Raw genomic sequence first — 24538 nt, 5'->3', positions numbered from 1 at the left:
ACGCTACCTGGAGGATGGCGCCGTGCCCATCGACAATAATTGGGTGGAAAACCAGATCCGGCCTTGGGCGCTGGGTCGTTCCAACTGGTTGTTTGCCGGATCGCTGCGCAGTGGTCAGCGGGCAGCGGCAGTAATGAGTCTGATCCAATCGGCCAAACTGAACGGACATGATCCCTATGCTTATCTGAAAGATGTACTGGCGCGTCTGCCGACGCAGAAGAACAGTGCCATTGCTGAATTACTGCCTCACAACTGGAGCGGTCCGGTCAACCTGTGATAGCCGGACGCTTACAAAACAGGCGCCTTGCGACTCAATCGAGTGCACCCGAATACTGGAACCATGTAGTTCCAGTATTCGCCTGACAATACTGAGCCCAAGCCCTGCACCTCCCTGACGCCCCTGATACTGCCCGGATTCAGACTGATAAAAGCGTTCAAATACCAAGGGTATTTCGCTGACTGGAATGCCCTGCCCCGAATCCGTAAGACGGACTTCCACCACTTTCTCCCTTTGTTCGATCCCCAGGGCGATTCTGCCTCCCCTGGGGGTGTGACGAAGAGCATTGTCCAACAGGTTCTGTAGTACTCTCTGAATCAGTTCGATGTCTGCCTGTACACAGCCATCTTGATCCGACGTCTCCAACGTCAAAGCAATATTCTTCCTCTGAGCGATCAATTCGAAATCCTGCCGGATATCTGACAGCAATTCAGCCATGGAGAACACTTCCATTCTGGGCTCAACTCTACCCGCCTCCAACTTGGACAGCTCGAAAAGCTGACTGACTAAACGAGTCATATTTCTGGTATGCCGGTAGGCAACCTGAAGATACTGACGCCGCTTATCGGCGTTCAGGTGGTCAAACTTCAGGGTCAGGGTTTCGAGATATCCCTGCATTGTGGCCAATGGCGTCCTCAGGTCGTGGGACACATTGGATACCAGCTCCCGCCGTAATTGATCGGCCCGCTTAAGGTGCTCAAACTGCTGCTGGATTCGCTCTCGCATCAGCGCAAAAGAGTGCTCCAGCTCTACGAGCTCATCTCGGGTTATTTTTTTGTCAGGGCTGCTTCCATCCAGGTGGGACAGACGATACTGGCGAACCAGCTTCGTCAATCGCCGTAACGGTCTTGTCACCTGTCGGAAACTGATAAGACAGGATAAACCTGTCAGTACCAGCAGTGCTGAAAGCGCCGCCAGCGTCACGCGAAATATATGCCCATCCAGAATCCGGCTGGCCATGGTGTTCGCTTCCTGACTGGCAAGCACAACATACAGATAGCCTTTAAGTCGGTCGTTGATCATCACCGGTGCCACAGAGAATATGCTGCTTTCCGTCACCTTCCGCGGATTACTCCCCTCAACAGGTAATTCACCAGAGTGCGTCAGATACCGTTGCACCGGCTTCATATCAATCCGCTTCGTTGCAATTTCTCTGTCAGGTAGAGCGTGCCCGAGAACGTCTCCTTCCGTACTCAGCAGGTACACTTCCACCGACGGGTTAATCATCATAGTGCTGTGGGCAATTGAGTTCAGGACAGTCTTATTGACAGAGCTTTCTGGTGTGAATACCGGTTCGGGTAGATGTTCCAGTATATAGTTGGCCAGGTCGGCATGGAGGCGCTGAGTGACCTCCAGATGATAACGGTCACTACTCCAGATCGCGAGCACCATAAATCCGGAAATAGCCACCAGAGCGATACCGGTGAATAATAGCGTCATACGATGATACAGGGGCAACCGGCTTAACATCAGAGACTTGCCGGTTCACGAAATCGATAGCCGACGCCCCATACTGTTTCAATAAACTTTGGGTGGGCAGGGTCTGGTTCGAGCTTGGAGCGAAGACGGTTGATATGAGAATTTACGGTATGCTCATAACCTTCGTACCCATAACCCCACACCTTATTCAATAATTCATAGCGTTTAAAAACCTGTCCGGGATGACTGGCGAAAAACCATAAAAGATCAAACTCTTTCGCAGTCAACTCCAATTCCTGATCGCGGACAGCAACTTTGCGACGCCCAAGATTCAGTAATAACTCCCCATATTCCAGGTCTTCCGGTGCCGGAACAGACCGAGACTGATGTGCTCTTCTGAGTAATGCTTTTACCCTGGCTTTAAGCTCAATCATGCTGAACGGCTTGACCAGGTAATCATCAGCACCGATTTCCAACCCCAGCACTTTGTCCAGTTCACTGGACCTCGATGTCACCATCATCACCGGGACATAGCTCGCCTGACTTCTCAGCGCCCGGCAAATATCCAGGCCGTCCACTGTGGGCAGACGCAAATCCAGAAAGACCATGTCCCACTGATCATTCAACGCCTTTTCCAGCCCCCGGGCACCATCTCCTTCAGTGGTCACGTCACCATTAAGATCACCGAGATGCAGAGCCACCAGCTCGGCAATATCTTCTTCATCCTCAACCACCAGAAATCGATGTCTTTTTGCCGCCATCGCCGGATTCCATAGGCTCATGAGGCCACCTCATTTCTTCTTATTTACATTGAATGCCGTCAACACTGACACCAGATTGATTATTGTGGATAGACAGACCCTTGCCCGTTAAGTTCCCCAACAACTCCATTCCTTCAGTATTCAACATTCCCCGGGCAAACTTTTCCTTGACATGTACAGATCTGTACACCTAGCATTACCACACAGTGTACAGACCTGTACACCTCGATCAGCGTTATCAGAACACATCACGATGGGAGACGCAGGAATGCGACGATGGCTACGCTCTTTGGACGGAAGATTCAAAAACGCAGTTTTGGCAGGTACAGGGGGCGCCTTTGCGATATTCGTCCTCGCCTCCATGTCAGGGCTTAGCGAGCTGCCACTGCTCATGGCACCTTTTGGGGCCAGTTGTGTGCTGTTGTTTGCCGCACCTGCCAGCCCTTTCTCACAACCGGCAAATGTTATCGGTGGACATGTGGTTTCCACATTGATTGGAATGCTCGCGTTACAGGTCTCCGGTCCTGATCCCTGGACACTTGCAGCGGCAACTGCACTGGCAATCGCCCTGATGGTATTACTGAAAATTGTCCACCCACCGGCCGGTGCCGATCCTCTGGTGGTATTACTGGGCCATGAAAATACCTGGTTTCTTTTATTCCCTGTGCTTTCTGGCAGTGCTGCCCTGGTGCTTATGGCCGTTCTGTATCACCGCTTATCCAGGTCGACCAGCTACCCCTGTCGACAAACCTGACCCCGGACAACCCAAACAGAACCAAAACAGAACCTAACCTGATCCAGCTTACTGGACTCCATTATTGAGGATGAAATATGGTCCCTTCCGCATGCTGCCAGGCACCTGAGCCCACTCTGACGATAGACTGGCAACTACCAGAGGAAATAGCGCCCCCCGGTTCACCCCAAGAGTTCAGTGCCGGCGATTCTGATCATGTGTTGATTGAAGCCTCCCAGAAAGGATTCAGACAGGCTTTCGACTGGTTGGTTGTTCGTTATCAAGCACGCATACTGAATGCCGTTGCTGCTTATATGAGAGACCGCGATGCAGTTGTGGATGTAGCCCAGGAGACCTTTATCCGGGCTTACAAGGGTATCAAACGGTTTCGCTACGACAGTCATTTCTACACCTGGCTGTACCGGATTGCTATTAATACGGCATATATATACCTCAATAAAGAACATAAGAAGCATGCGGTGTTAGACAGCGATAGCTCTGAAATGACGATGGCAGCTATCTCGGATGACACGATCTATGAACCGGATCAGCAGCGACACACTGAGGAGCTTCAACATCATCTGCAGAGTGCCATAGAAGAGCTGCCGACAGAACAACGAACCGCTTTCCTGTTATTGGAGAATGACGGCCTGCATTATGCTGATATTGCTGAAGTGACCAATGCACCTATCGGAACTGTTCGTTCAAGAATATTTAGAGCCAGAGAAACACTGGCAAACCGACTGGCTGAGTTTTATTGATCAATCTTTCATACAGCGGCTTAAAATATCAGGAAATGTACAGTGATCACGGGTTATGCGATCATTCGTCTTTTAATCAACACAGGTTGGATTTCAAAGACAACAGGTGGGACAAGGTACAATGACAGCCAGTCGACGGGAACATTTGCTTCAGACAGCCCTGCAGTTATTCAATGAACATGGCTTCAATGCCACGGGAATTGATCGGGTGCAGGCAGCGTCTGGTGTTTCCAAAACCACGATGTACAAACACTTCAAGTCCAAAGATGAGCTGATCCAGGCGGTTCTCGAGCTGAGACAAAAAGAGTTTGATCAGTGGCTGCGTCGCCGCGTGGATGAAGTCACAATCGACCGCTACCCTGAGCATCCGGCCGGAAAAATCCTGGCGCTGTTTGATATACTTGATGAATGGTTTAACTCAGAGAATTTTTTCGGCTGCAATTTTATCAACGCCAGTGCTGAGTTTTGCCAGAAATCTCACCCCATCCACAGAATGGCCTCACAATGTAAACTCTCCATGCTGGAGTTCATCACCCAACTCCTGCCCCCTGAAACAGACCAGCCCGAAGAACTTGCCAGGGATATCTGTCTGCTGATTGACGGCGCGATTGTCAGCGCACACACAGCCTGCGCAAAAGAAGCCGCCAGGCGGGCAAAGAACATTCTCTTGATGTTACTGGAACGCAGATAACCCATTCAGTATGGTTTTAACCTCAATAAGCTTCAAAACCGAAAATTGAGAATCAGGTCTATACTGGTATCGAGAACGGTTACCAGAATCCGGCCACATGAATATCAATCAGCTGTCGGACTTACTTCAAGCCCAACAAAAAATTATTGAGCAAATTGCGCTGGGGATTCCTTTGCCGGAGTGCCTCAAGACCATTTGCCAGCTCATTGAGTCCATTATTGGTACGCCGGAAGCCAAAAGCTCCATCCTGGTTTTGAAAGGCCATCAGTTGTGGCACGGTGCCGCGCCCAGCCTGCCTTCCGCATATTGTCAAAGCATTGACGGAATGACGATCGGAAACAATGCCGGTTCCTGCGGCACATCAGCATTCACCGATAAGCAGGTCATTGTGAGCGATATTGAACATGACCTTCTGTGGCAGGACTTCAAAGACATCGCCCTTAAACATGGCCTGAAGGCATGCTGGTCAACGCCGATATTCTCTTCACGGAAAGAAATCCTGGGCAGCTTTGCCATTTACTACACCGAGGTTAAGTCGCCTCACAAAGTTCATCTGTCACTGATCGACTATTTTACCCATTTGTCAGGCCTTGCAATTGAGAGGCACCAGACTTCAGACCGGGAATCAGACCTACTGGTCAGCCTGAAAAATACAAACGAGAAGATTCGCGCTATTACCAGCGCTATGCCCGATCAGATTATCGTGGTTGATGAGAAAGGTTGTTATGTGGATTTTTATGGAGATAGCCCGCAACTACCGGCAAAAAATCCGGAAGGGTTGATCGGGCAGGTAGCCACCCGGGGCATGTCACCTGAGCAGACCCAATCGTTCATGGCATTGATCAAACACGTGTTGAAAACTGACGAAGTCCAGGTGTGCGAATACGAAATGGAAGTTGCGAAGGGAAAGCGTTGCTTCGAAGGTCGCTTTGTACGTGTAAAGCACTACCTGCACGAGTCCCCTGATCGTCAACATATCCTTTGGGTGGCCCGGGACATCACGGACAAGAAGAAGGCAGACCTGCGTATCGAACAACTGGCCTTTTATGACCCTCTCACTGACCAGCCTAACCGACGACTTATGACTGACCGCCTCCAGGGGACCATCGACAAAGTCAAACGCCACCAGACCATCGGAGCTCTATTGTTCTTGGATCTGGATGATTTTAAACGCATCAACGACTCCCTCGGACATAACGTCGGTGATCAGCTGCTGGTAAAAGTGACCCAACGCCTCAAGCCACTGCTGCGGGATACGGATACCTTTTCCAGAATTGGCGGCGATGAATTCGTCATTATTCTGGAATCCATGGAAAAGGACAAAAACCTGATCATGGACCAGGCCACTTCAGTCTCCAAAAAACTGTTAACCAACCTGTCGCATACCTTTCATCTGGGAAACGGTGATTACAGGATCGGGGGCAGCATAGGCATCAAGTTGATCGAAGATGTGAATGAGACAACGGATGATATTCTCAAGCACGCCGATGCCGCGATGTATCGGGCCAAGAAAATGGGGCGCAACTGTTATGCATTCTATGAGCCGGCTCTACAGGAACTTATCGATAAGAGACTGGAAGTGGAGAGCGAGATCTCCACTGCCATTACACAAAGACATTTTTGCGCCTTCTTTCAGCCCCAAATTGATATGCAGGGAGGACTTATCGGTGCAGAAGCACTGATTCGCTGGCGCCATCCGAAAAAAGGTCTGATTTCGCCAGCTCACTTCATTCCCGTGGCAGAACAGTCCGGTCACATCCACCATTTACAACAGGCAGTTCTCGACGATTCCTGCCAGTTAATATTGCAACTCAAAGAGGCCTCATTAATTGATGAGGGATTCTCCATTGCCATAAATATCAGCGCCGGGCAGTTTGACTTTACCTTGGAAAATTCGCTGGTCAGCACACTCGATACTTACCAGTTGTCTCCCCGCCACTTTAAGTTGGAAATCACGGAAAGTATGTTGATGGACAACATCGATAATACAGTCAATCTGATGCACAGACTCAGGGATCTCGGTTTTCGTTTCTCTGTGGACGACTTTGGTACCGGGTATTCATCCCTGGCATATCTCCACAACTTTCCGATTGACGAGCTCAAAATCGACGGCAGTTTCGTCCAGCAACTGACGCCCGGAGGAGATGATACTGCCATCATTGATGCCATCATTGCGATTGCGAAGCAGTTGGAACTGCGGGTCATTGCCGAGGGTGTGGAAGATGACTATCAGGTTAACCAGCTTTCCCTCCGCCAGGTGGATGCCATGCAGGGATATTTTTTCGCCCGCCCCATGCCAGCCTCTGAAATGATTACCTGGGTTCGGAAAAGCCGTGAGTCCTACGTGCTAAACTACGATATCTGAGAGTTCAGCAAGTGCTCAAGATCTGAAGTGTCTATCAGCGGGTCATCCAGATCCACCACCAGATGAGAGCGGGCCAGCACTCTCGCCCGCCCCGTAATCTGACTGTTAAGCGCCGGATACGGACCGACTCTGGTTGAATCCAGGACCGTGCCAATAAACCGATTTCCTCTGGGAGAAATTGTCTCCAGAGATTCCCCCTGCTCAATCTCTCCCCGTAAAGCCATCAATGCCAGTCTTGCAGAAGTCCCAGTTCCCGTCGGGCTCCGGCACAAAACGCCAGGATGAACATAAGTGGCGGATGGAGACTCAAAGTGCTTCTCAGAAATCTGCCGAACCGGCCCCATAAAATGGGCAAATGGCAACGGCCCCAAATCCCCAAGCTCTGGATGTTCCTGCAGCAATCCCGGCCGCGCTGCTCTGACAAATGCATCCCCAAAGGCGGTTAATGCAATCTGCTCTTCTGCGGTCAAATGAAAGTTATAATCATTTGCCCTGATCAGGGCAAAGTATGCGCCACTCCAGACCAGATCAAATGCTACCTTACCGTAGAAAGGAACATCTGCCGTCAGGTTTTCCAACGCGACAAAAGCAGGCTCACATCGGGTTGTCACAGACTCAACTCGACCGTTCCGAACCACGGCATGAATACGTGCCAGCCCGGCGGGAGACTCCAGTACCACCGTCTGTCCGCCCTCCTGCATATCAATCACTCCACTTTGCAGCAGAGCGGTTGCCGTACAGATGGTGTTGGAACCAGAGTACATCGGGTATCCCATCGCTCCCATAATCACATAGCCAGCCTGAGCCTCTGGATGTGACGGCTCCACGATCAGATCCACGGACATGGCAGGATCGCCATAAGGTTCCGATAACAGAAGACGCCGTAAACCATCCCCTTCCCGTTGCAGATAACGGGCTTTTTCCAGCACAGTTTTACCCGGTATCGGACCGATCCCTTTGGTGACAATGCGGCTGACATCGCCTCCTGACTGGGTATCAATCAGCTCCATAGAACGCTCACGCGCATTCATAGCGAGCTCCAACGGCGGCCCAATGGCGATCAGGCACCACGACCAGCTTGCCGATATAGGTTTTCGACATGAATAATTCTTGGGCCTGGTGGAAGTCAGATAGCTTGAAGGTTCGGTCCAGTAGCGGTTTGATCGCACCGGATTCGATATATCCAAGTAATCGACGAAAGGCCGTACGAGTTCCCTGCGAGGAACCGTGCAATTCAAGTTGCTTTAGATACATGGTTCGCAGGTCCAGATTAACGACCGCCCCTCCGATGGCACCAGCAGTCGTATAGCGTCCTTCCGGCCTCAGGATACGCAACAGGTCATTGAACATAGGTCCGGCCACCAGATCAGCCACCACATCAACAGGCTCTCCCCGTGTAACCTCTTCCACTTTCTGAACCAAATCCGGCGTGTCCCTGAGTATGACTTCCTCCGCACCGATTTCGCGCAGCGCACTCTCTTTACCGGGACTGGAAACCCCATAAGGGATTGCCCCCCGAACCCTGGCCAGTTGCAATAGGGCTGACCCGACGCCCCCTGAAGCCCCGGTCACCAGGATGCGCTCACCTGCCACCAGACGTGCCCGGTCCAACATCTGCTCTGCGGTAAGATAGGCACAACAGAAGGTCGCCAGTTCGGCATCGGAAATGGCTGCAGTGGTAGCATAGGCATTTTCAGCAGGCACTACCGTATATTCCGCATAACCTCCATCCCGTCCGTGGCCGATGTAATCGATATCCGCCAGACTCTCATCACCTTCAGGGCGGTTATAGATACTGAAATCCACTATCACCCGTTCCCCTAAACGGGTTTCAGAGACACCCTCACCCACAGCCACGATTCTGCCGACAGTGTCGGTACCTTGTATTCTGGGGAAAGTCAGCGTTGATCGTCCACGACGCCAGGTAGAGACAGAATCAGGGTCCGTTTCAGTACCGTAAGCCCCCTGCCTGACCCAGACATCCGTGTTGTTCATTCCACAAGCGGTCACCTCGATCAGCACCTCCCCCCGGGCAGGAGAAGGAGTTGGGACAGAATCGCTATACACCAGTTTTTCCAGGCCTCCGTGACCGGTGAGCTGTACCGCTTTCATGACAGGAGGAATTGATGGCATTGCTGCTTTCTCCTTTCTATATGTGTGGCTTCCTCAAACTTCTTTGACCCCTGGAAGTAGCTGCAACAGACAAACGTTAACAGCTCAATTACTGAAGAGACGCAGAACAGGCGAAACCCGGAAGTGACTATCAGACGATCATTGTCGGCCGCTTGGCCAGACTGGCCACCCGGTGTGAGACGCTTCCCAGCAACATACCGTCTTTGTCGGTATGAGTACCGTGAGCCCCCAGGACGATCAGATCAATATCTTTTTCCCTGGCAAAATTGACGATGGTTTTTGACGGGCGCCCTCCCTTCACAAACCCTCTCACTTTCACAGCCCCTTTTTCAAGAGCAAATTGTTTGGCCTGCTCCACCACTTCCCTGGCGTATTCAGACAACGCCTGGTCCGGGATCTGCAGTTCACTGGGGCGTACCATCGACAGGGATGCCTCAAACAGACTGTGGTGCTTAAACACACACAACAGGTAAATTTCCGCGTCAGTGTATTTCTGCAGACCAATTGCCATTTCAAGGGCATTCAGGGCCGATTTGGAACCATCTACAGCGACAAGGATCTTCTTGAACATGGCCTAACCTCCAGTTCGAGCATTACCTGCGGTCAATTGAAAGCGATATCTCTCAGGAAAAGGGAAATCTCCGGAAATGCAATTAATAGAGCAGCAGCAAAAACCAGGATAAAAATAAAGGGTGGTGTACCCCGCACTACTTCCCAATAGGGTTTTTTAAAAATGGCAATGGCAGTAAAAATATCGCAGCCGAAGGGTGGAGTAGCCGAGCCGATGGCGACCTGCAACGTAATCAGGATGCCGACGTGTACGGGATCCAGTCCTGTCGACTCAATAGCGGGAGCAAAAATGGGCGTCAGTACCAGTATCACCACAATCGGATCAACAAACATACAGGCAATGAAAAATGCGATTGAAATAGAGATCAATACACCGACTGGCCCCATCTCATTGATACCGACAGCGTCCAGAATCGTCTGAGGGATCTGGGCAAAAGAGATGATCCAGGAAAAACCGTTGCCAACACCGACCAGAATAAACACCACAGCAGTAATCAGACCGGTAGACTTGGCAATGCTGGACATATCAGGAAGTTTCAGTGAGCGAAACACGATAAATTCCAGAATGACCGCATAGAGGACACAGACCGCTGCCGCTTCTGTGGGGCTGAACACACCACCATAGATCCCCCCCACGATGATGACGGGAAACATCAGTGGCCAGACGGCTTCACGTACCGCCGTCAATCGTTCCGACCAGGAAGCCTTCTTTTCGGTGGGCACATCATTTTTATAGGCATATATCAGACAATACGCGGAAAACAGGACCAAAATCAGCAATCCAGGACCGACACCGGCAATAAAGAGCTCTGCTATCGAGGTTTCGGAGATAACACCATAGATAATCATGCCAATACTGGGTGGTATCAAAAAAGCAATGTCGCTGGCATTGATGATCAAAGCCAGCGTAAATGGGTCAGAATAACCTGCCCGAAGCATTTTCGGACGCAGTGGAGATCCAACAGCCACCACTGTCGCCTGGGTAGACCCGGAAACAGCGCCGAACAGTGTACAGGATGTCGCCGTGCTCACCGCCAGGCCACCCTTAATGTGACCGATGAAGGCCATCACCATATCAATCAGTCGGTTCGCAGAGTGCCCACGGGTCATAATATCAGCAGCCAGGATGAACATGGGCACGGCAATGAGCGAAGCGGGGCGGATCCCTCCAAGGACCTGCTGGATAAAGGTATCCATCTGTCCAAGCCCGTTAAACATCATGATAAAGCCCACCAATGCCGCTGTAATCAACGGCACCATCATCGGAAAACCAAGCAATAGTAGCCCGATCATGATTAGCATCAGGGTCATGGCCATCGCATCAACCTCATTTCAATCATCCTTATCCGATCATGAAAAATAATTGCCTGCATAAGGGGCCATAAAGTCAGACTTCAGACTCCGTATCCGCATACCCGTCGACGACACCCGTCGATAAATACACATCTCTGGAAGTGAGATTTTTTATCCCTGTCAGGAAGTACTGAATCCCGGTGACGGCAAAACCGACAGGAACCCAGATGTAAATAATCCAGATGGGAAAGCCAAGCGCGGGCAGAATCCGTCCCCGATCATAGAGATCGGAAATATATTCGACGGAGAAATAACACAGGAAAAACATGATGGCAGAGGTAAAAAAGGCAATGATCACCATCAGTACTTTACGGCCCATGACGGGCAAAGTGTCGTAAATGGCCGACATGCGAATATGTCTTCCATGCCTGGCCGCATAGCCGATTCCGGCGAAAGTGATCATGATGATCAGAATACGGTTTATCTCACCAGAGAAAAACAACCCCTTACCGAAACCAAAACGGGCTACGACATTCACGCAGGTGTTCAGAGCCATCAACAGAACCCCAAGCGCCAGGATCACGGCCTCTGTCTTGCTGATGACAACATCCAGAGTGCCAAGAATCCCCGGCAAACCGGACTTATATACCTCGGGAGCTTCTTCGTTCATGGGCGATACTCCTGTGCGGAACAAAACAGCCCTGATGAGCAGAGAGTACAGGCCCCCTTGTTCATCAGGTTAACGGTTATCCGGGCATCGATATCAACTTTTCAACACTCATCGGCAAAGTCTTTCTCACCGATAAAGAGCGCCCCAGATAACCGACCAAAGGCTGATTAGTTGGCAGTTACCTCTTCCAGGTCTTCTTTAAACTGTTCCAACAATTCCTTACCACTGTCCCCCGTCATATCGATGAATGTTTTCTCGACTTGGGGTGCCCGTGCCTTGAATTTATCAATTTGCTTATCGGTCAGGCGGGTAACGGTCACGTCTTCACTGGCAGCCATGATTTTCTTGAGAGACTTATCCGCCAATCCATCGATATGCTTGATAATCTCTTCAAATGCGAAATTCGAAGCATCCCGGACCAGCTTCTTGTCTTTGTCGGAAAGATCGTTAAAGAAATCCTGATTCGCCATCATGGCTGTCGTGAACCAACCGTGTTTGGTGAATATCAGGTTTGGAGAAACTTCATACAGGCCGCCTGACTCGATCCAGAATATTGGGTTTTCCTGCCCCTGGATCATATTGGTCTGCAGCGCACCATAGACTTCCCCCCAAGGCAAAGGCGTTGGTGTGGCACCGAATGCTTCATAGGTTGAGGACAACAACGGATTGGTCATGACCCGCATTTTCTTACCTTCGAATTCCGCAGGACTGGTCACCGGCTCATCGGCGGTGACGACCATTTCACCTTCCGGATACATTTTCAACAGTTCCAGCCCTTGAGCTGAGTACAAATCAACAAAGTCGTCATTGATGGCTTCACTTTCACGGAAGAATTTAATGACGGTAGACATGTCTGTGGGCATCAGATAGGGAATAAAGAAAATCTGCGCCTCAGGAATAAGAGCACCGGTAAATCCGGGAGACTGGTTTACAAACTGCAGAATGCCTGCCTGGGTCTGTTCCATGATGTCATCAGATTCTCCCAACTCACCGAACCGATAGATCTGCAAGCTATGATCTGAATTACTCTCGATATATTCCTTGAATTTGTGGGCAAAAACGTCCTGCACGTCGCCTTCATATTCTTCATGAGCATAACGCCAGGTATCAGCGCTGGCCATTCCGGCTACCCCCAGACCAGCCAATGCCAAACAGGTAACCCCTGCCAGTGTCCTCAGTTTTTTGGATTTATTCATGTTTTTCCTCCATCCTGCTGTGAGCCCACTGTCAGGCCCCAATATCATCAAAGCTCAAAACCCAGGGTAGACACGACTCTGTCAATGGAATCGACCACTGCCTACCGAAAATTCCTTAGAGTTATAACAGAATGACAAATCATAAAAGGCATGACAAGTGGTTGATTCAGAGAAAATTATTCTCTCACCACCTAAAAAGGAGCGACAGAAATCCTCTACCCGATGGCAAAAGGTGACTCACCGGCAGAATTGAAACGGTGAATAAAGTGACAAAAACTATTGAATTTTAAAGTAAATATTCGTTCTCCCTCATCACAAAAAACCGCAACCTCGCAAAAATTCTTCAAGCTCCTATTTAGCTTTCAGGATAGCCATGAGAAATTAATAGCCGGTTGTGGATCTATTTTTTCTAAAAAAGGTGAGTTTTACTACCTCAAGATTAATTTGTATTCAAATATTTCGCTCTATAAGCATTCCCAGCGTCATCAAGTAACAATTTTGCACTAATTGTTTTCTCGGAACTTTGCCATAATAACTAGGTATCACAATTTCTTGGGCATGTTGGTGTCTCGGCATCGTCAACCTCGAATGGCTCTCATCTCATCCTTTTCTCCAGGGATACATGCCCTGGGGCATTGCCCACGTGTCTCGTCGTAACTGCGGGTGGTAAAAACATGGTAACAATGGGTTCTTCTGGTCGAGATCCGAATCAGCCTAAGGACTGGGTAACCTACCTAAGTCAGATTGAATTACCGGTATTGGCTCAGTCATTGCGGGAAATCAATGAGCTTACAGACTGCTCCACCAGCTCTATTCAGGAACTGGCGGGCGTAATCCTGCGAGATGCCGACCTCACCTCTCAGGTGATCCGTTTATCCAACACAGTGTTCTACAATCTGTCTCATAGACAAGTCAGTACTGTCAGCCGGGCGATCTCACTGATTGGTTTCGAAACGATAAAGAGCATTGCGATATCTTCTCTGCTGATAGAAAACCTACTGGGAAAATCACCCAGAGAAAGGTTATTGAAAACCCTTGCCAAGGCCATGCATGCCGCAGTCCAGGCACGCAATCTTCTGACCAAGCCCGAGTCAAAACGACGTGAAGAAGTCTTTATCGCAGCATTGCTCAGTTACATAGGAGAGCTGGCTTTCTGGTGTTCAAGAGCGCCGCAGACAGAAACCTACGACCGGGCACTGGATCGTCTCAGCCCACTCCAGGCTCAGGATCAGGTGCTCGGCATCAGATTTTACATCATCACGCAGGGGCTGGTACGCAAATGGAAACTCGGCGCCCTGGTAGAGGAAGTTGTCTCCGGCAGACCAACGGATTCTGATGTTGCCCATGCCATACGACAGGTTATCGGCCTTGTCGACGTGGCAGACCGGGGTTGGGAGAGCCCGCAAGCCGCTCCTTACCGCCGGGAAATTGTATCCGTTCTGGATATTACCGACAAAACACTGGGTAACGAGCTGGAAAAAAACGCGGGGGAAACGGCCAAGCTGGTCAGGGACTACGGCCTGGATAAAATTCTTCATCATATACCGGGAGTCGGTAAGTCATCCCTGCCTTCGAATTTGCCTCACAACGAACCGAACCCTGAATTGCAACTGGCCGTGTTAAGAGACCTGTCCGCCCTACTGGTGGAAAAGCCAAATCTGAACTTGATTCTACAAACAGCGGTTGAAGGCGTTCACCGGGCATTAGGCATGCCAAGAGTGGCTCTATTAATGCTCAGTGGCTCGGACCCGAAATTTGTCCCCAAATTGACCCTGGGGCCCCAAGCAGATAACTGGCGGGAAAACTTTATCGTTTCACCGGATGTCGACAGTTATCTTAGTGTCATGACCAAAAGACCACCCCACGGATTAATCAGCAATCCCAAAGACAAAAACTGGCGCTTTCTCAAACGCCCCGATTTTGATCGCTGGATTGGCGAAGTCCCCGGCATGTATGCCTGCCTCATCGCATCAAAACGTGTGATTGGCGTTATTTATGCCGATGGCGGAGAACAATATCTGCATAATATCGACGATCGTTTCTCAGCCTTCTGTCATTTCACGCAGCAGGCCCAATTAGCCCTCTACCAGATTCAGGAGCGCTAGGTTTTGTAGGAACAACGATGGGCCGTCATGGCTCACTAGGGCGAGTTGACGGCATCAGAAGATTTCAGGAAGGTGACGTAAAAGCGGATCATCCTCAGATAATCCTCTACCGCAATCCGTTCATTGGGGCCATGGATTCTGGATAAATCCTCCCTGTCCAGCGGAATGGGCAGAAAACGATACTGATTTTTTGTCACCTCCTGATAGTGCCGGGCGTCTGTCGCGCCGATAGTCAGGTACGGCGCCATGATCATATCCTGCTCACGAAATACACCCAGTCCCGCCCCTACCATCGCCTGGTAGAGTGCATTCTCCGTATCAGACACCTGACTTGCTTCACTGTGATAGGGATACACCGTGATAGCGACTCTCTCATCGTTGATGGTGTTACGGATGTGTTCCAGGATGTCATCCACTGAATCATCGGGAAGCAACCGGTAATTGACGACCGCAGTGGCTGTGGCAGGAAGAACATTGTCCTTATGGCCACTGTTCAGCATCGTCACCGCCTGAGTCGAACGTATTGTGGCATTAGTGGATTCTTTCGATTCCAGGATCGACAGCACCAGGGGCTCGAACAGCCACAGATTGGCAAATACCGCACGTTTGCCAAAAGACATGTGCGGGCTGACGGTCTCGAACAACCGAAGCGTTGCGCCGTCCAGTCGTTTCGCCGGAGGATGCCTTTCCAGATTGACAACAGCGGCCGAGATGATACTCGCAGCCGTCTGGGGCGGAGGCATCGAAGAATGACCCACTTTACCCTCTGTTTGCAGCTCTACACTCAGATAACCTTTTTCTGCGATACCGATCAGACCCACAGGCTGGGAAACTCCGGGAATCATCGACCGCATCACGAAGCCGCCCTCATCCAGCACCAGCTCAGGTCGGATGCTATTCTCATGCAGGTAGTCTGCAATCGCCGCAGCACCGGTACCGCCCACTTCCTCATCATGCCCAAAGGCCAGGTATACCGTTCGTGAGGGCTGCCACCCCTGTTCCAACAATCCCTCAACAGCTTCAAGGATAGCAATCATGGAGGACTTATCGTCGAGTGTCCCTCTACCCCATACAAATCCGTCTTCCAGCGCTCCGGAAAACGGCGGGTGTTCCCACGCCTCAAGATCAGGCAATGAATACGGCACAACATCCTGATGTGCCGTTAACAAGATAGGGGGCTTCTGAGGTTCACTTCCCTGCCAGCGATACAGCAGACTGAATTCATTCAACACTATCCGCTCAAGCCGCTCGTGCACAGCAGGAAATGACTGCTCAAGGAAGCCATGAAAAGACGAGAATACTTCAGCGTCTACCAATGTTCTGGGGGGATTCCCGTCTTTCGCCGGCAACACTTGAGAGACCGTTTTAAACTGTATCGCCTGGCTTAACCGGCCTATTACCTGGTCCTGATGTACTCTGACATCGAATGCTTCCACGACTGCCGCAGGCTCTGGCGAAAGTGTCAGTGTTCTCAGAAGTACCGCAACCACACTGATGAGCAACAAGGCCAGGCAACCCGCGAGTATTTTTTTCACCATGAACGCCCCTCAACCAAAGCAGCCGAAAACACTGAAAGTACAACAGACCCAGTCTGATAAGACCATCTCAACTGAAGACTGGATATCACAATAGGTATCAGATCGCCTGACAGGAAAAATCAATCACAATCTTGACCACCGTCCGGCGCAATGGCGCGTTAAACAGAATTTCCTTACCGGACGAAACAAATCCCACACGCTTGATCATCAGCTCGGGTCCATTCATAAAATGTACTTCGCAATGAATATCTGTATCTTCCAGGTTTTTCAATGTCAGTATGACCCTGTCATGAACAACGTTTGCCCGATTTTCGACTTTGAGATCGCCGATGTCAGAATAAATTTCTACTGGACCATGGGTATCTGCTAACAGCACAGAGGACCACGTTACACCAAGGAAACACATGAGCACCCGCAAGTGCTGGCTTCGATTCAGACATATACGGCCCAGCATGCTGCCAATGCCTAATAACATCGATGTCATTTGCCACCCCTTTTTGTATCAGCCTTGTCCAGAGCCTTTTTCAATTGCTCACAAATGGTTTCCAAAACCATGATTCTCGCATAATGTTTACTGTTAGCGGGGACTATTGTCCAGGGAGCAAAGTCCGTACTGGTTTTTACCACCATTTCATGCACAGCATTCTCATAATCTTCCCAGCGCTCACGGTTACGCCAATCCTCTTCTGTGATCTTATAGTTTTTGTAAGGAGTATTTTCCCTCGCCTCAAACCGCGCAAGTTGTTCATCCTTATCCACATGCAGCCAGAATTTCAACAGGACATTTCCCCGACTGCCAATCTGTTCCTCAAAATCGTTAATTTCAGAGTATGCCCGTCGCCATTCCTCCTCACGGGCAAACCCTTCCACCCGCTCAACCAATACCCGCCCATACCAGCTTCGGTCATAAATCGTATGCCTGCCCGCCAGTGGAATATGACGCCAGAAACGCCACAGGTAGTGGTGGGATTTTTCTTCATCCGTTGGAGCTGAAATAGAAATCACCCGCGCAATTCGGGCATCCACAGACTGCATGATTCGTCTGATAGCTCCCCCCTTTCCGGCAGCATCCCAGCCTTCAAACACGAGAATCATACTTATGTCACGATGATAAGCCTTCCAACTCAGGCGGTTTAACTGATGTTTGAGTTTCTCCAGACGTGCTTCATAGCTCTTTTTATCGATATCCAATGTGAGATCGACCTGATCCAGAACCTTGATGGCTGCCTCAGAGGGCATGGGGACTTCTCCAGCAGAATTCTTATCCGTTTTCCGCCTCTGCCGGTCAGCCCCTGCTATCTCCTGCGTACGTCGATTCACAGCATCAATAATCGTTCTCACTAATGTGACATCCCGATATCGATGGTTGGCCGCTTCAATAAGATGCCAGGGAGACATCGTCTGATCTGTCAGCCTGACTGCCCGTTCTGCTGCTTTTATAAAACGTCGGTAATTATCAAGAACCTGACGGTCAGCTTGTGCCCCTACCCAGTCATCCTCTTTCTCTGCGAGAACTTTTTTCAACCTGGCTGTCAGCTCGTCTTCACCTGTATGCAGCCAGAATTTCAGGATAAGCGCTCCGTCGCGTGCCAGCAGAGTTTCCAACTGTTCGATACGCTGCATATGGCTGTCAAACTCATCCTTTTCCTGTTTTCTGTTCGCCCGCTTGATCAATTCTCCCGTATACCAGGAACCATAGAAAACGCCGATTTGACCACGGCAAGGAAAGTTTCTCCAGTACCGCCAGAACCGCGGTCTTCTTGCTTCTTCATCCGTTTTCGGACCAAATCCGTTAACCAACAGGCCACGCACATCAAACCATTGGTTCAGCAGATTCACCACCTCGCCTTTACAGGCACTGTCTGCACCCTCAAGCAATATCAACAGAGGAATGTCTGCCTCACGCAATGAAGTCTGCGCCACCAGTAAGCGTTCACGAAGTTCAGGCTCCAGCGCTTTATATTCTTTCTTGGAAAGCTTGCGGCCCAGTTCAGCGGCTTCAAACATGATCTATCATCCTTCAATACTGCGGCTATAACGACATCAACCAGAGGTTATTTACACCGATTGATACCGTCTTCAGAATATGGCGGTATTTTCTATTTTTCAGCATAGCTCAGGTATTCCACATATCAGTCCGCAAGAACTATTTGTCAGACCACAAGTCTCCCCTGTTGAGCATATGCACCGCTTGCCAGGTCAGAGGAACCTGGAGTCTACCGCAGGAATAAAACAATCGATCTGGGTAGAATAGCCGTACTTATCAACGTACCAGATTCCAGACTAACCAAGATCACTCCTAATGCCACTATCACTTAACATGAACATTATTGGAAATGCCATCCTGTTTCAGGTGTTGTGGTTTGCCTCGGTACTCGGCGCCGCCCATCAGCATAACTGGCCATCTCTGGCAGCTTTGGCGGCTTTAATGGCCTGGAGCATATTCATCGGCAAACAGATCCAGGCAGATCTGCGCATGGCCTTTATCGGTTTATTGATTGCTTTTACGGTCGAACCCGTTTGGATCGGGCTGGAACGGGTGGACTATCAGCTTCAGCCTTCAGCCAGCTATCCCCCCTTATGGATCATCTGTCTTTGGGTCGGCTTTTCACTGTGCTTCAATCATTGCCTCAGATGGCTGAAGGAGCGCTACTTTCTAGCGCTTTGGCTGGGGCTATTGGGCGCGCCTTTGTCGCTCTATTCGGCACACGGACTTGGAGCGTTAGAGGCTCCCGAGGGCTGGAGTGCCATACTGATACTTTATTGCCCGGCCTGGGCCGCGTTAACACCCGCCCTGGCCTGGCTTTCAGGCTCTCGTCCCTCAGATGAGCTTCAACGGGATGATGTGACTTGAATCAGCTCACGCTGAAACTGCTTTCGCCCGATTGAAATCGCAATAGTGGCACAGACATACATCGAAACCGAGTAAATGGCCGCGGGAATAGACATTAACTCGCTCTGAAGAACGGATAGTGCCATAAATATCGCCAGGCCGGAGTTTTGAATACCGGCTTCGAGCCCGATGGTCACCACATCTGCACGTCCCACACGGGCCACTCTGGCAGCAAAAGCACCCATTAGCATAGAGGCAGCACTCAGCAACACCATCACGGGTCCCAGTGTCGGCATGTTGCCGATGAGCACGTCCCAGTCCTTGATGCCAATCGCCAACACCAAAGTCGCCAGAAACAGACTGCTGAATATCGTAATACGAGACTCCAGCCAATCGGCCAGCTTCGACCACTTATGTCTGATAAACATTCCCAGGCAAACCGGCACAACGGTCACCGCCAGCAAGCTCTTGATGATGTATCCCTGGGGTATATCCAGTGATGATGACTGCTCTGCCAACAACATGCTGCCTAACGCCAAAGTGAGCGGCATTGTCAGAAGAGACAAAAGACTGCTGATGGTCGTCAAACTGACTGATAACGCCAGGTTACCTCGCGCCAGGTAAGTGAATATATTGGAGGTGGTCCCCCCGGGGCAGCAGGCAAGAATCAGGATGCCATATTTGATCTCCACAGATACCGGTGCCAACCAGGCAATAATGAGTCCAATGACTGGCAATAGAACCACTTGAGCCAACAGGCCCACAATCATAGCGACCCGGTCTTTGATCGCTTCCCGCAACTCAGAGCGACTGAGTGTCGCCCCCAGTCCAAACATAATAATAAACAGTCCTAAAGGCACTCCAATGCGAAACAATAGACCATCCGTCATGAGACCAGCTTCCCCGCCATCCTGTCTTCGGTGATTACCTGTTATTGGTATTTAACCAGTACAAACAGGCACTAAACTTGAGAAACGGCATTGTCATCATTTTCAGGAGCGGAATCAAAGCCTGTCAGGCAATTTCGTGAGATATTGGTCTGAAATTACCCCCTCTCAGCCAAATCAGCGTATGATTAGGCTATATACTTTGATAACTGGAAGGCCGGGTTATGGCTGCTGAATACACTCCGATCTCCTGCGATCGACACGATTTTCTTGAAATCGCCTGTCTGTACCATTATGTCATTACTATAGAAACAACAGATGGGCAGCGGGTCACCGGTCAGGCCGTAACCACCCGAACTCATTCAGATAAATCCGAGTGGCTGGAATTCAACACAGATGAAATATCCAAACAAATTCGACTGGACCACATTAGGGCCATTACCCCGACACCTGAGCGTGCCGTTTTCAAGCGCCAGCTCATCAGTCATCTGTGACAGAATCATTCACCGTATTCATACTTAACCTAGCAAACAACAGTGGAATAAGATGATCAGAAGAGTGGTGCTATGGCGCCTGAAGGCGCAGACAGATGAAGACAAACAGCGAGATGCCCTGAAAATCAAGCAGGCCCTGGAAACCATGCGCAACAAAATTCCGGGGATGATCAGCATTACGGTTGGCATCAATACGAGTGATTCGGCTGATGCATCAGATGTGGTCATGCAGGTAGACTTTTCCAACCAGGAAGCCCTGGAAGCTTACGAATCTCATCCTGAACATGAAAAAGTCAAACCGGTCATTGGTCCGCTGAGAGATGAGCGCCGAGTGGTAGAGTACGAAATTTAGACATAAAAAATGCCGCGATAAGCGGCATTTTTTATTTCATAAGTCGCTATTGACTGAGCCCAGATCAACCTTCAATCGGCAGTAGTTTCAACTCAACCCGACGGTTAGCTGCACGACCGTCTGCTGTCTTGTTCGTTGCTACAGGATAACGAGGTCCGAAACCAACAGTCTGAACTCGAGTGGACGCTACCCCCTGCGATACCAGAAACTGGCCAACGCTCAGTGCGCGTTGTTCGCTCAGACGCTGGTTCAAATCGGCTCCTCCAGTGGAGTCAGTGTGACCGGCAACCTCAATGATGGTTTTATCAAACTCTTTCAGCACCAGACCAACGGACTCCAGAGTTGGATAAAATGCCGACTTCACATCAGAACGGCCAGTATCAAAGGTGATATTCCCAGGCATTACCAGAGTAATCTCATTACCGTTTCGAACGACCCGAACACCCGTGCCTTCTAGCTTATGACGAAGCTCTGCTTCCTGTTTATCCATGTAATAGCCGATACCACCGCCAATGGCACCGCCGGCAGTTGCGCCAATTAAAGCTCCCTTGGCACGATCCTTTTTACTCGAAGTCGCCGCACCGATCACCGCACCACCGACTGCACCAATCACAGCACCCGCAGTCGCGTTAGAGGTTTTCTTTTCACCGGTGTAGGGATCGTAAGTCTGGCAGCCTGAGGCCAGAGCTCCCGCCACAACCAGGGCGATTAATTTGGATTTCATCAATCATTCTCCGAACAAAGTTTTAGATGACACACATAGTGCCCTATTTTGCCTGAACAAAAGCTTAAGAAATGTTAGCCATTGTTAATATTTGGCCCGAATCACCCATTTTTTCCTCCTATTTTTGAGGAGGTAAGGTTTATGAATACATAAAGTTACAACAGATATTCTGAACCACGACTCACAGATATCCAGTCTGCTATTTTCGACCAATCCTTATAACTGCCCTTGATCTTCAGCGCAGACTCCGCTGCACCTTGCCAGCCGCTTCCCAAGGGTAAAGAGGGTACAAAGATGTTCATACTCAGGCAGTTATTTATCCTTCAAAGCCTGATTAAAGGCTTCCGTCACCCATTCAAACACCTGGTTACGAATGGGTTTTGATTCATTTACCAACTGATGGCGCGCTTCCGATATATACCTGACCTCTGAATTTGGCAGGAGTTTCTGCAACTGGGGAATATTGTGCTTCCAGTCGACAGTCGTATCATCCTGGCCCTGAATAATCGTCACCGGGTGTGCCAGAGGCTCAGTCGCCTCAATTTCCTTTACCCACCGCCGCAATGCCCCAAACCAGTCAATTGAGACGGTTCGGGCCTGCAGAGGGTCTTTATCTTTGAGAAACCGGATAAATTCACTATCGTGCGAATTGGGCATGAATACCCTTTTCCAAGTCCGCAGGAAGGGACCGAGGAATGTGTGCAGAAACAGTGCCGACCGCCATCCCAGAGGGCGAACCAGGGGCGCTAACAACACCCAATGCTGAAACGGACTGTTGTCACTGCTAAATCGGTGACGGAAGAGGAATTCCACCAGCACCGCGGCACCTGTACTTTGACCTACCGCCACCCAGGGCTCGGGAAGCTGCCCTTTACACAGATCCAGACAAGCCTGCAATACTGCTTGATATTGGGAAAAACTCTTAATAGATACCGATTCTCCGCTGGAAAGCCCATGCCCGGGTAGATCATAAGCCACCACTGCAAAGCCACTACGAAGCAGATGTTCTATCAAATGGCCATATAACCCAACGTGATCAAAGTACCCATGAAAAACGAATACCGTGCCCTTCGGACGCGGGGGTGTATAGACATGCAAGGCCAGGTGAAATCCCAATGCCTCGAAATACCCTAACCGATGAGTCGTTCCGGTAATCCGTGATTCCTTATCAATCCGGTAGTAACGACAATAACGCTCTTCGATATCGCTCATATACGGCATTTCGGTAAACGATATCGGGCGCAATTGGGCGCAAAGCTGATCTCTATCCCAGAATGGTGTCATTACTTCATCCAGTTGCTTACTTCATCTTTTTTACGCGGAAAAATCTCAGGTCGGACACATCTCTCCGACGAAGACACAGTATTGCTTACGAAGAAAATTGTGCCTTGCTCACGAAATCTCTCATTGCAGTCTAAGTCAACTTCGCGACAGCGAATCTTGTGAACCAATCTTTAAGCCTAAGCTGAACCCCACGCTATGAAAAAGCCATCAGGGCTTACAGCGCCTGATGGCTTTCGCGCAGATCAAGACTGGTCGCCGCCGCTCAGCAGAACTTTGGCTACCAGAATATCCCAATTCTGAGATCAGAAATTAGTTGATCTTGGGATCAAGCTCGCCTGACAGGTACAGCTGGGTCATATCATCCATGGAAATAACCTTGATCTTGCTAGCCTGACCAGCTGTTCCGAATGCCTGATAACGAGCCACGCAGATATCTTTCATTGCCTTGGTGGCATGAGTCAGATACTTACGCGGATCAAACTCAGAAGTGTTTTGCGCCATGAAACGACGGATTGCGCCGGTAGATGCCAGACGCAGGTCGGTATCAATATTAACCTTACGTACACCATGCTTGATACCTTCCTGAATTTCTTCCACGGGCACGCCGTAGGTCTCAGGAATCTCACCGCCAAACTCGTTGATGATGGCCAGCCAATCCTGGGGCACAGAAGAAGAACCATGCATTACCAGATGCGTGTTGGGAATACGGCTATGAATGGCTTTAATTTGCTCGATCGCCAGAATGTCGCCGGTAGGTGGGCGAGTGAACTTGTATGCACCATGGCTTGTTCCAATAGCGATCGCCAATGCGTCCACTTTGGTTTTAGCCACAAAATCCGCCGCTTCATCTGGATCGGTCAGCATCTGATCATGGCTCAAAATGCCCTCAGCTCCGATGCCGTCTTCCTCTCCTGCCTGTCCGGTCTCAAGTGACCCCAGACAACCCAGCTCACCCTCAACAGAGACGCCACAGGCATGAGCCATTTCAACCGTACGACGGGTCACATCCAGATTGTACTCATAGGAAGTAGGTGTTTTGCCGTCTTCTCCCAGAGAACCATCCATCATAACGGATGAAAAGCCCAGCTGAATGGAGCGTTGACATACAGATGGTGAAGTACCGTGATCCTGGTGCATGACGACCGGGATATGGGGAAACTCTTCAATTGCGGCCAGAATCAGGTGGCGCAGAAATGGCGCACCGGCATATTTCCGGGCCCCGGCAGATGCCTGCACGATCACCGGGCTGTCGGTCTCATCGGCAGCTTCCATAATGGCCCGCATCTGTTCCAGATTGTTAACGTTAAATGCCGGTACACCGTATTGGTGCTCAGCGGCATGGTCCAGAAGCTGACGCATGGTAATCAATGCCATCGATCTTCCCCTCAGTTACTTAATTGATTTGTAATTTATAAGACCGGCTCCCGAGGAAGCCGGCATTCGACCCTTGGT

General features: G+C 50.2%; 25 protein-coding genes. 9 read left to right on the top strand and 16 right to left on the bottom strand.

Going from position 1 to position 24538, the window contains the following annotated elements; translation table 11 throughout:
* Positions 1-277: transposase domain-containing protein (locus F566_RS0110665; RefSeq protein WP_020405708.1), on the top strand; the 277-nt coding region annotated here is incomplete at its 5' end.
* Here F566_RS0110665 and F566_RS32560 read toward each other — a convergent pair.
* The 3 genes from F566_RS32560 to F566_RS36895 are packed head-to-tail and all read right to left on the bottom strand — an operon-like array spanning position 239 to position 2647.
* Complete coding sequence (locus F566_RS32560) at positions 239-1747, bottom strand: sensor histidine kinase (RefSeq protein WP_020406981.1); 1509 nt, start codon at positions 1745-1747, stop codon at positions 239-241. The genes F566_RS0110665 and F566_RS32560 overlap by 39 nt on opposite strands.
* Positions 1747-2478, bottom strand: a complete 732-nt coding sequence (locus tag F566_RS0110655) for a response regulator transcription factor (RefSeq protein ID WP_245555218.1) — start codon at positions 2476-2478, stop codon at positions 1747-1749. The genes F566_RS32560 and F566_RS0110655 overlap by 1 nt, the downstream gene beginning before the upstream one ends.
* A 19-nt stretch (positions 2479-2497) precedes the next feature.
* Positions 2498-2647 carry a hypothetical protein gene (locus F566_RS36895; RefSeq protein ID WP_157496735.1) on the bottom strand — a complete coding sequence of 50 codons (150 nt, stop codon included), beginning with the start codon at positions 2645-2647 and terminating at the stop codon, positions 2498-2500.
* A 78-nt stretch (positions 2648-2725) separates the two neighbouring features.
* Between F566_RS36895 and F566_RS0110650 the strand changes: the two genes are divergently transcribed.
* The 4 genes from F566_RS0110650 to F566_RS0110635 all read left to right on the top strand — a co-directional run bounded on the left by F566_RS0110650 (position 2726) and on the right by F566_RS0110635 (position 7007).
* Positions 2726-3211: an HPP family protein gene (locus F566_RS0110650; RefSeq protein WP_026179912.1), complete on the top strand. Its 486-nt coding sequence runs from the start codon at positions 2726-2728 to the stop codon at positions 3209-3211.
* A gap of 77 nt (positions 3212-3288) precedes the next feature.
* Positions 3289-3951: a sigma-70 family RNA polymerase sigma factor gene (locus tag F566_RS0110645; protein ID WP_020406978.1), complete on the top strand. Its 663-nt coding sequence runs from the start codon at positions 3289-3291 to the stop codon at positions 3949-3951.
* Between the two features lie 121 nt (positions 3952-4072).
* Complete coding sequence (locus F566_RS0110640) at positions 4073-4642, top strand: TetR/AcrR family transcriptional regulator (RefSeq protein ID WP_020406977.1); 570 nt, start codon at positions 4073-4075, stop codon at positions 4640-4642.
* A 97-nt stretch (positions 4643-4739) separates the two neighbouring features.
* Positions 4740-7007, top strand: a complete 2268-nt coding sequence (locus F566_RS0110635) for a sensor domain-containing phosphodiesterase (RefSeq protein ID WP_020406976.1) — start codon at positions 4740-4742, stop codon at positions 7005-7007.
* Here F566_RS0110635 and F566_RS0110630 read toward each other — a convergent pair.
* From F566_RS0110630 to F566_RS0110605, 6 genes are all read right to left on the bottom strand, one after another.
* The gene (locus tag F566_RS0110630) at positions 6995-8038 is read right to left on the bottom strand and encodes a proline racemase family protein (protein WP_020406975.1); all 1044 of its coding nucleotides are present in this window, start codon (positions 8036-8038) and stop codon (positions 6995-6997) included. The genes F566_RS0110635 and F566_RS0110630 overlap by 13 nt on opposite strands.
* Positions 8025-9140: an alcohol dehydrogenase family protein gene (locus F566_RS0110625; RefSeq protein WP_020406974.1), complete on the bottom strand. Its 1116-nt coding sequence runs from the start codon at positions 9138-9140 to the stop codon at positions 8025-8027. Before F566_RS0110625 ends, F566_RS0110630 begins: the two co-directional genes overlap by 14 nt.
* Before the next feature lie 130 nt (positions 9141-9270).
* Positions 9271-9711 carry a universal stress protein gene (locus tag F566_RS0110620; protein WP_020406973.1) on the bottom strand — a complete coding sequence of 147 codons (441 nt, stop codon included), beginning with the start codon at positions 9709-9711 and terminating at the stop codon, positions 9271-9273.
* A gap of 32 nt (positions 9712-9743) precedes the next feature.
* On the bottom strand, positions 9744-11027 hold the full coding sequence (locus tag F566_RS0110615) for a TRAP transporter large permease (protein ID WP_020406972.1): 1284 nt from the start codon (positions 11025-11027) through the stop codon (positions 9744-9746).
* 70 nt (positions 11028-11097) lie between these two features.
* Positions 11098-11673: a TRAP transporter small permease gene (locus F566_RS0110610; protein ID WP_020406971.1), complete on the bottom strand. Its 576-nt coding sequence runs from the start codon at positions 11671-11673 to the stop codon at positions 11098-11100.
* Positions 11674-11840: 167 nt separating this feature from the next.
* Positions 11841-12869, bottom strand: coding sequence for a TRAP transporter substrate-binding protein (locus F566_RS0110605; protein ID WP_020406970.1), 1029 nt, complete (start codon positions 12867-12869; stop codon positions 11841-11843).
* A gap of 674 nt (positions 12870-13543) precedes the next feature.
* Between F566_RS0110605 and F566_RS0110600 the strand changes: the two genes are divergently transcribed.
* On the top strand, positions 13544-14974 hold the full coding sequence (locus F566_RS0110600; protein ID WP_051085302.1) for an HDOD domain-containing protein: 1431 nt from the start codon (positions 13544-13546) through the stop codon (positions 14972-14974).
* Between the two features lie 35 nt (positions 14975-15009).
* Here F566_RS0110600 and F566_RS0110595 read toward each other — a convergent pair whose 3' ends face one another.
* The 3 genes from F566_RS0110595 to pap all read right to left on the bottom strand — a co-directional run bounded on the left by F566_RS0110595 (position 15010) and on the right by pap (position 18519).
* Positions 15010-16512 (bottom strand): M20 family peptidase, encoded by a 1503-nt coding sequence (locus F566_RS0110595; RefSeq protein ID WP_020406968.1) that lies wholly within the window; start codon positions 16510-16512, stop codon positions 15010-15012.
* A gap of 97 nt (positions 16513-16609) precedes the next feature.
* Complete coding sequence (locus F566_RS0110590; RefSeq protein ID WP_020406967.1) at positions 16610-16996, bottom strand: hypothetical protein; 387 nt, start codon at positions 16994-16996, stop codon at positions 16610-16612.
* Positions 16993-18519: a polyphosphate:AMP phosphotransferase gene (gene pap / locus F566_RS0110585; protein WP_020406966.1), complete on the bottom strand. Its 1527-nt coding sequence runs from the start codon at positions 18517-18519 to the stop codon at positions 16993-16995. Before pap ends, F566_RS0110590 begins: the two co-directional genes overlap by 4 nt.
* Before the next feature lie 295 nt (positions 18520-18814).
* Here pap and F566_RS0110580 point away from each other — a divergent pair, with 295 nt between their 5' ends.
* Positions 18815-19366, top strand: coding sequence for a DUF2878 domain-containing protein (locus F566_RS0110580; protein ID WP_020406965.1), 552 nt, complete (start codon positions 18815-18817; stop codon positions 19364-19366).
* Here F566_RS0110580 and F566_RS0110575 read toward each other — a convergent pair.
* Positions 19345-20235, bottom strand: coding sequence for a bile acid:sodium symporter family protein (locus F566_RS0110575; protein ID WP_020406964.1), 891 nt, complete (start codon positions 20233-20235; stop codon positions 19345-19347). The two genes, F566_RS0110580 and F566_RS0110575, sit on opposite strands and share 22 nt — an antisense overlap.
* Positions 20236-20456: 221 nt before the next feature.
* On the opposite strand from F566_RS0110575, the gene F566_RS0110570 reads away from it, so the two are divergent.
* The gene (locus tag F566_RS0110570) at positions 20457-20726 is read left to right on the top strand and encodes a Rho-binding antiterminator (RefSeq protein WP_020406963.1); all 270 of its coding nucleotides are present in this window, start codon (positions 20457-20459) and stop codon (positions 20724-20726) included.
* A 52-nt stretch (positions 20727-20778) separates the two neighbouring features.
* Positions 20779-21078 (top strand): Dabb family protein, encoded by a 300-nt coding sequence (locus F566_RS0110565; protein WP_020406962.1) that lies wholly within the window; start codon positions 20779-20781, stop codon positions 21076-21078.
* A 64-nt stretch (positions 21079-21142) separates the two neighbouring features.
* Here F566_RS0110565 and F566_RS0110560 read toward each other — a convergent pair whose 3' ends face one another.
* From F566_RS0110560 to fba, 3 genes are all read right to left on the bottom strand, one after another.
* Positions 21143-21802, bottom strand: coding sequence for a YiaD family glycine zipper/OmpA-like lipoprotein (locus tag F566_RS0110560; RefSeq protein WP_020406961.1), 660 nt, complete (start codon positions 21800-21802; stop codon positions 21143-21145).
* 312 nt (positions 21803-22114) lie between these two features.
* The gene (locus F566_RS0110550; RefSeq protein WP_026179909.1) at positions 22115-23086 is read right to left on the bottom strand and encodes an alpha/beta hydrolase; all 972 of its coding nucleotides are present in this window, start codon (positions 23084-23086) and stop codon (positions 22115-22117) included.
* A gap of 309 nt (positions 23087-23395) precedes the next feature.
* Positions 23396-24460, bottom strand: coding sequence for a class II fructose-bisphosphate aldolase (fba, locus tag F566_RS0110545; RefSeq protein ID WP_020406958.1), 1065 nt, complete (start codon positions 24458-24460; stop codon positions 23396-23398).
* Positions 24461-24538: the final 78 nt, after the last annotated feature.

Source organism: Hahella ganghwensis DSM 17046 (genome assembly GCF_000376785.1).
In the GTDB taxonomy this organism is placed as follows: Bacteria; Pseudomonadota; Gammaproteobacteria; order Pseudomonadales; family Oleiphilaceae; genus Hahella; species Hahella ganghwensis.
The sequence above is the reverse complement of the archived record's forward strand: the minus strand, read 5'-3'. Positions and strand labels throughout refer to the sequence as shown.

Bases quoted from the DNA above. Each gene is read 5' to 3' on its own strand.
- F566_RS0110570 (WP_020406963.1), top strand. From the start codon at position 20,457: ATGGCTGCTGAATACACTCCGATCTCCTGCGATCGACACGATTTTCTT.
- F566_RS0110605 (WP_020406970.1), bottom strand. From the start codon at position 12,869: ATGAATAAATCCAAAAAACTGAGGACACTGGCAGGGGTTACCTGTTTG.
- F566_RS32560 (WP_020406981.1), bottom strand. From the start codon at position 1,747: ATGTTAAGCCGGTTGCCCCTGTATCATCGTATGACGCTATTATTCACC.
- F566_RS0110560 (WP_020406961.1), bottom strand. From the start codon at position 21,802: ATGAAATCCAAATTAATCGCCCTGGTTGTGGCGGGAGCTCTGGCCTCA.
- fba (WP_020406958.1), bottom strand. From the start codon at position 24,460: ATGGCATTGATTACCATGCGTCAGCTTCTGGACCATGCCGCTGAGCAC.
- F566_RS0110650 (WP_026179912.1), top strand. From the start codon at position 2,726: ATGCGACGATGGCTACGCTCTTTGGACGGAAGATTCAAAAACGCAGTT.
- F566_RS0110565 (WP_020406962.1), top strand. From the start codon at position 20,779: ATGATCAGAAGAGTGGTGCTATGGCGCCTGAAGGCGCAGACAGATGAA.
- F566_RS0110625 (WP_020406974.1), bottom strand. From the start codon at position 9,140: ATGCCATCAATTCCTCCTGTCATGAAAGCGGTACAGCTCACCGGTCAC.
- F566_RS0110620 (WP_020406973.1), bottom strand. From the start codon at position 9,711: ATGTTCAAGAAGATCCTTGTCGCTGTAGATGGTTCCAAATCGGCCCTG.
- F566_RS0110550 (WP_026179909.1), bottom strand. From the start codon at position 23,086: ATGACACCATTCTGGGATAGAGATCAGCTTTGCGCCCAATTGCGCCCG.
- F566_RS0110630 (WP_020406975.1), bottom strand. From the start codon at position 8,038: ATGAATGCGCGTGAGCGTTCTATGGAGCTGATTGATACCCAGTCAGGA.
- F566_RS0110610 (WP_020406971.1), bottom strand. From the start codon at position 11,673: ATGAACGAAGAAGCTCCCGAGGTATATAAGTCCGGTTTGCCGGGGATT.
- F566_RS0110575 (WP_020406964.1), bottom strand. From the start codon at position 20,235: ATGACGGATGGTCTATTGTTTCGCATTGGAGTGCCTTTAGGACTGTTT.
- F566_RS0110590 (WP_020406967.1), bottom strand. From the start codon at position 16,996: ATGACATCGATGTTATTAGGCATTGGCAGCATGCTGGGCCGTATATGT.
- F566_RS0110580 (WP_020406965.1), top strand. From the start codon at position 18,815: ATGCCACTATCACTTAACATGAACATTATTGGAAATGCCATCCTGTTT.
- F566_RS0110645 (WP_020406978.1), top strand. From the start codon at position 3,289: ATGGTCCCTTCCGCATGCTGCCAGGCACCTGAGCCCACTCTGACGATA.
- pap (WP_020406966.1), bottom strand. From the start codon at position 18,519: ATGTTTGAAGCCGCTGAACTGGGCCGCAAGCTTTCCAAGAAAGAATAT.
- F566_RS0110615 (WP_020406972.1), bottom strand. From the start codon at position 11,027: ATGGCCATGACCCTGATGCTAATCATGATCGGGCTACTATTGCTTGGT.
- F566_RS0110595 (WP_020406968.1), bottom strand. From the start codon at position 16,512: ATGGTGAAAAAAATACTCGCGGGTTGCCTGGCCTTGTTGCTCATCAGT.
- F566_RS0110635 (WP_020406976.1), top strand. From the start codon at position 4,740: ATGAATATCAATCAGCTGTCGGACTTACTTCAAGCCCAACAAAAAATT.
- F566_RS0110640 (WP_020406977.1), top strand. From the start codon at position 4,073: ATGACAGCCAGTCGACGGGAACATTTGCTTCAGACAGCCCTGCAGTTA.
- F566_RS0110600 (WP_051085302.1), top strand. From the start codon at position 13,544: ATGGTAACAATGGGTTCTTCTGGTCGAGATCCGAATCAGCCTAAGGAC.
- F566_RS0110655 (WP_245555218.1), bottom strand. From the start codon at position 2,478: ATGAGCCTATGGAATCCGGCGATGGCGGCAAAAAGACATCGATTTCTG.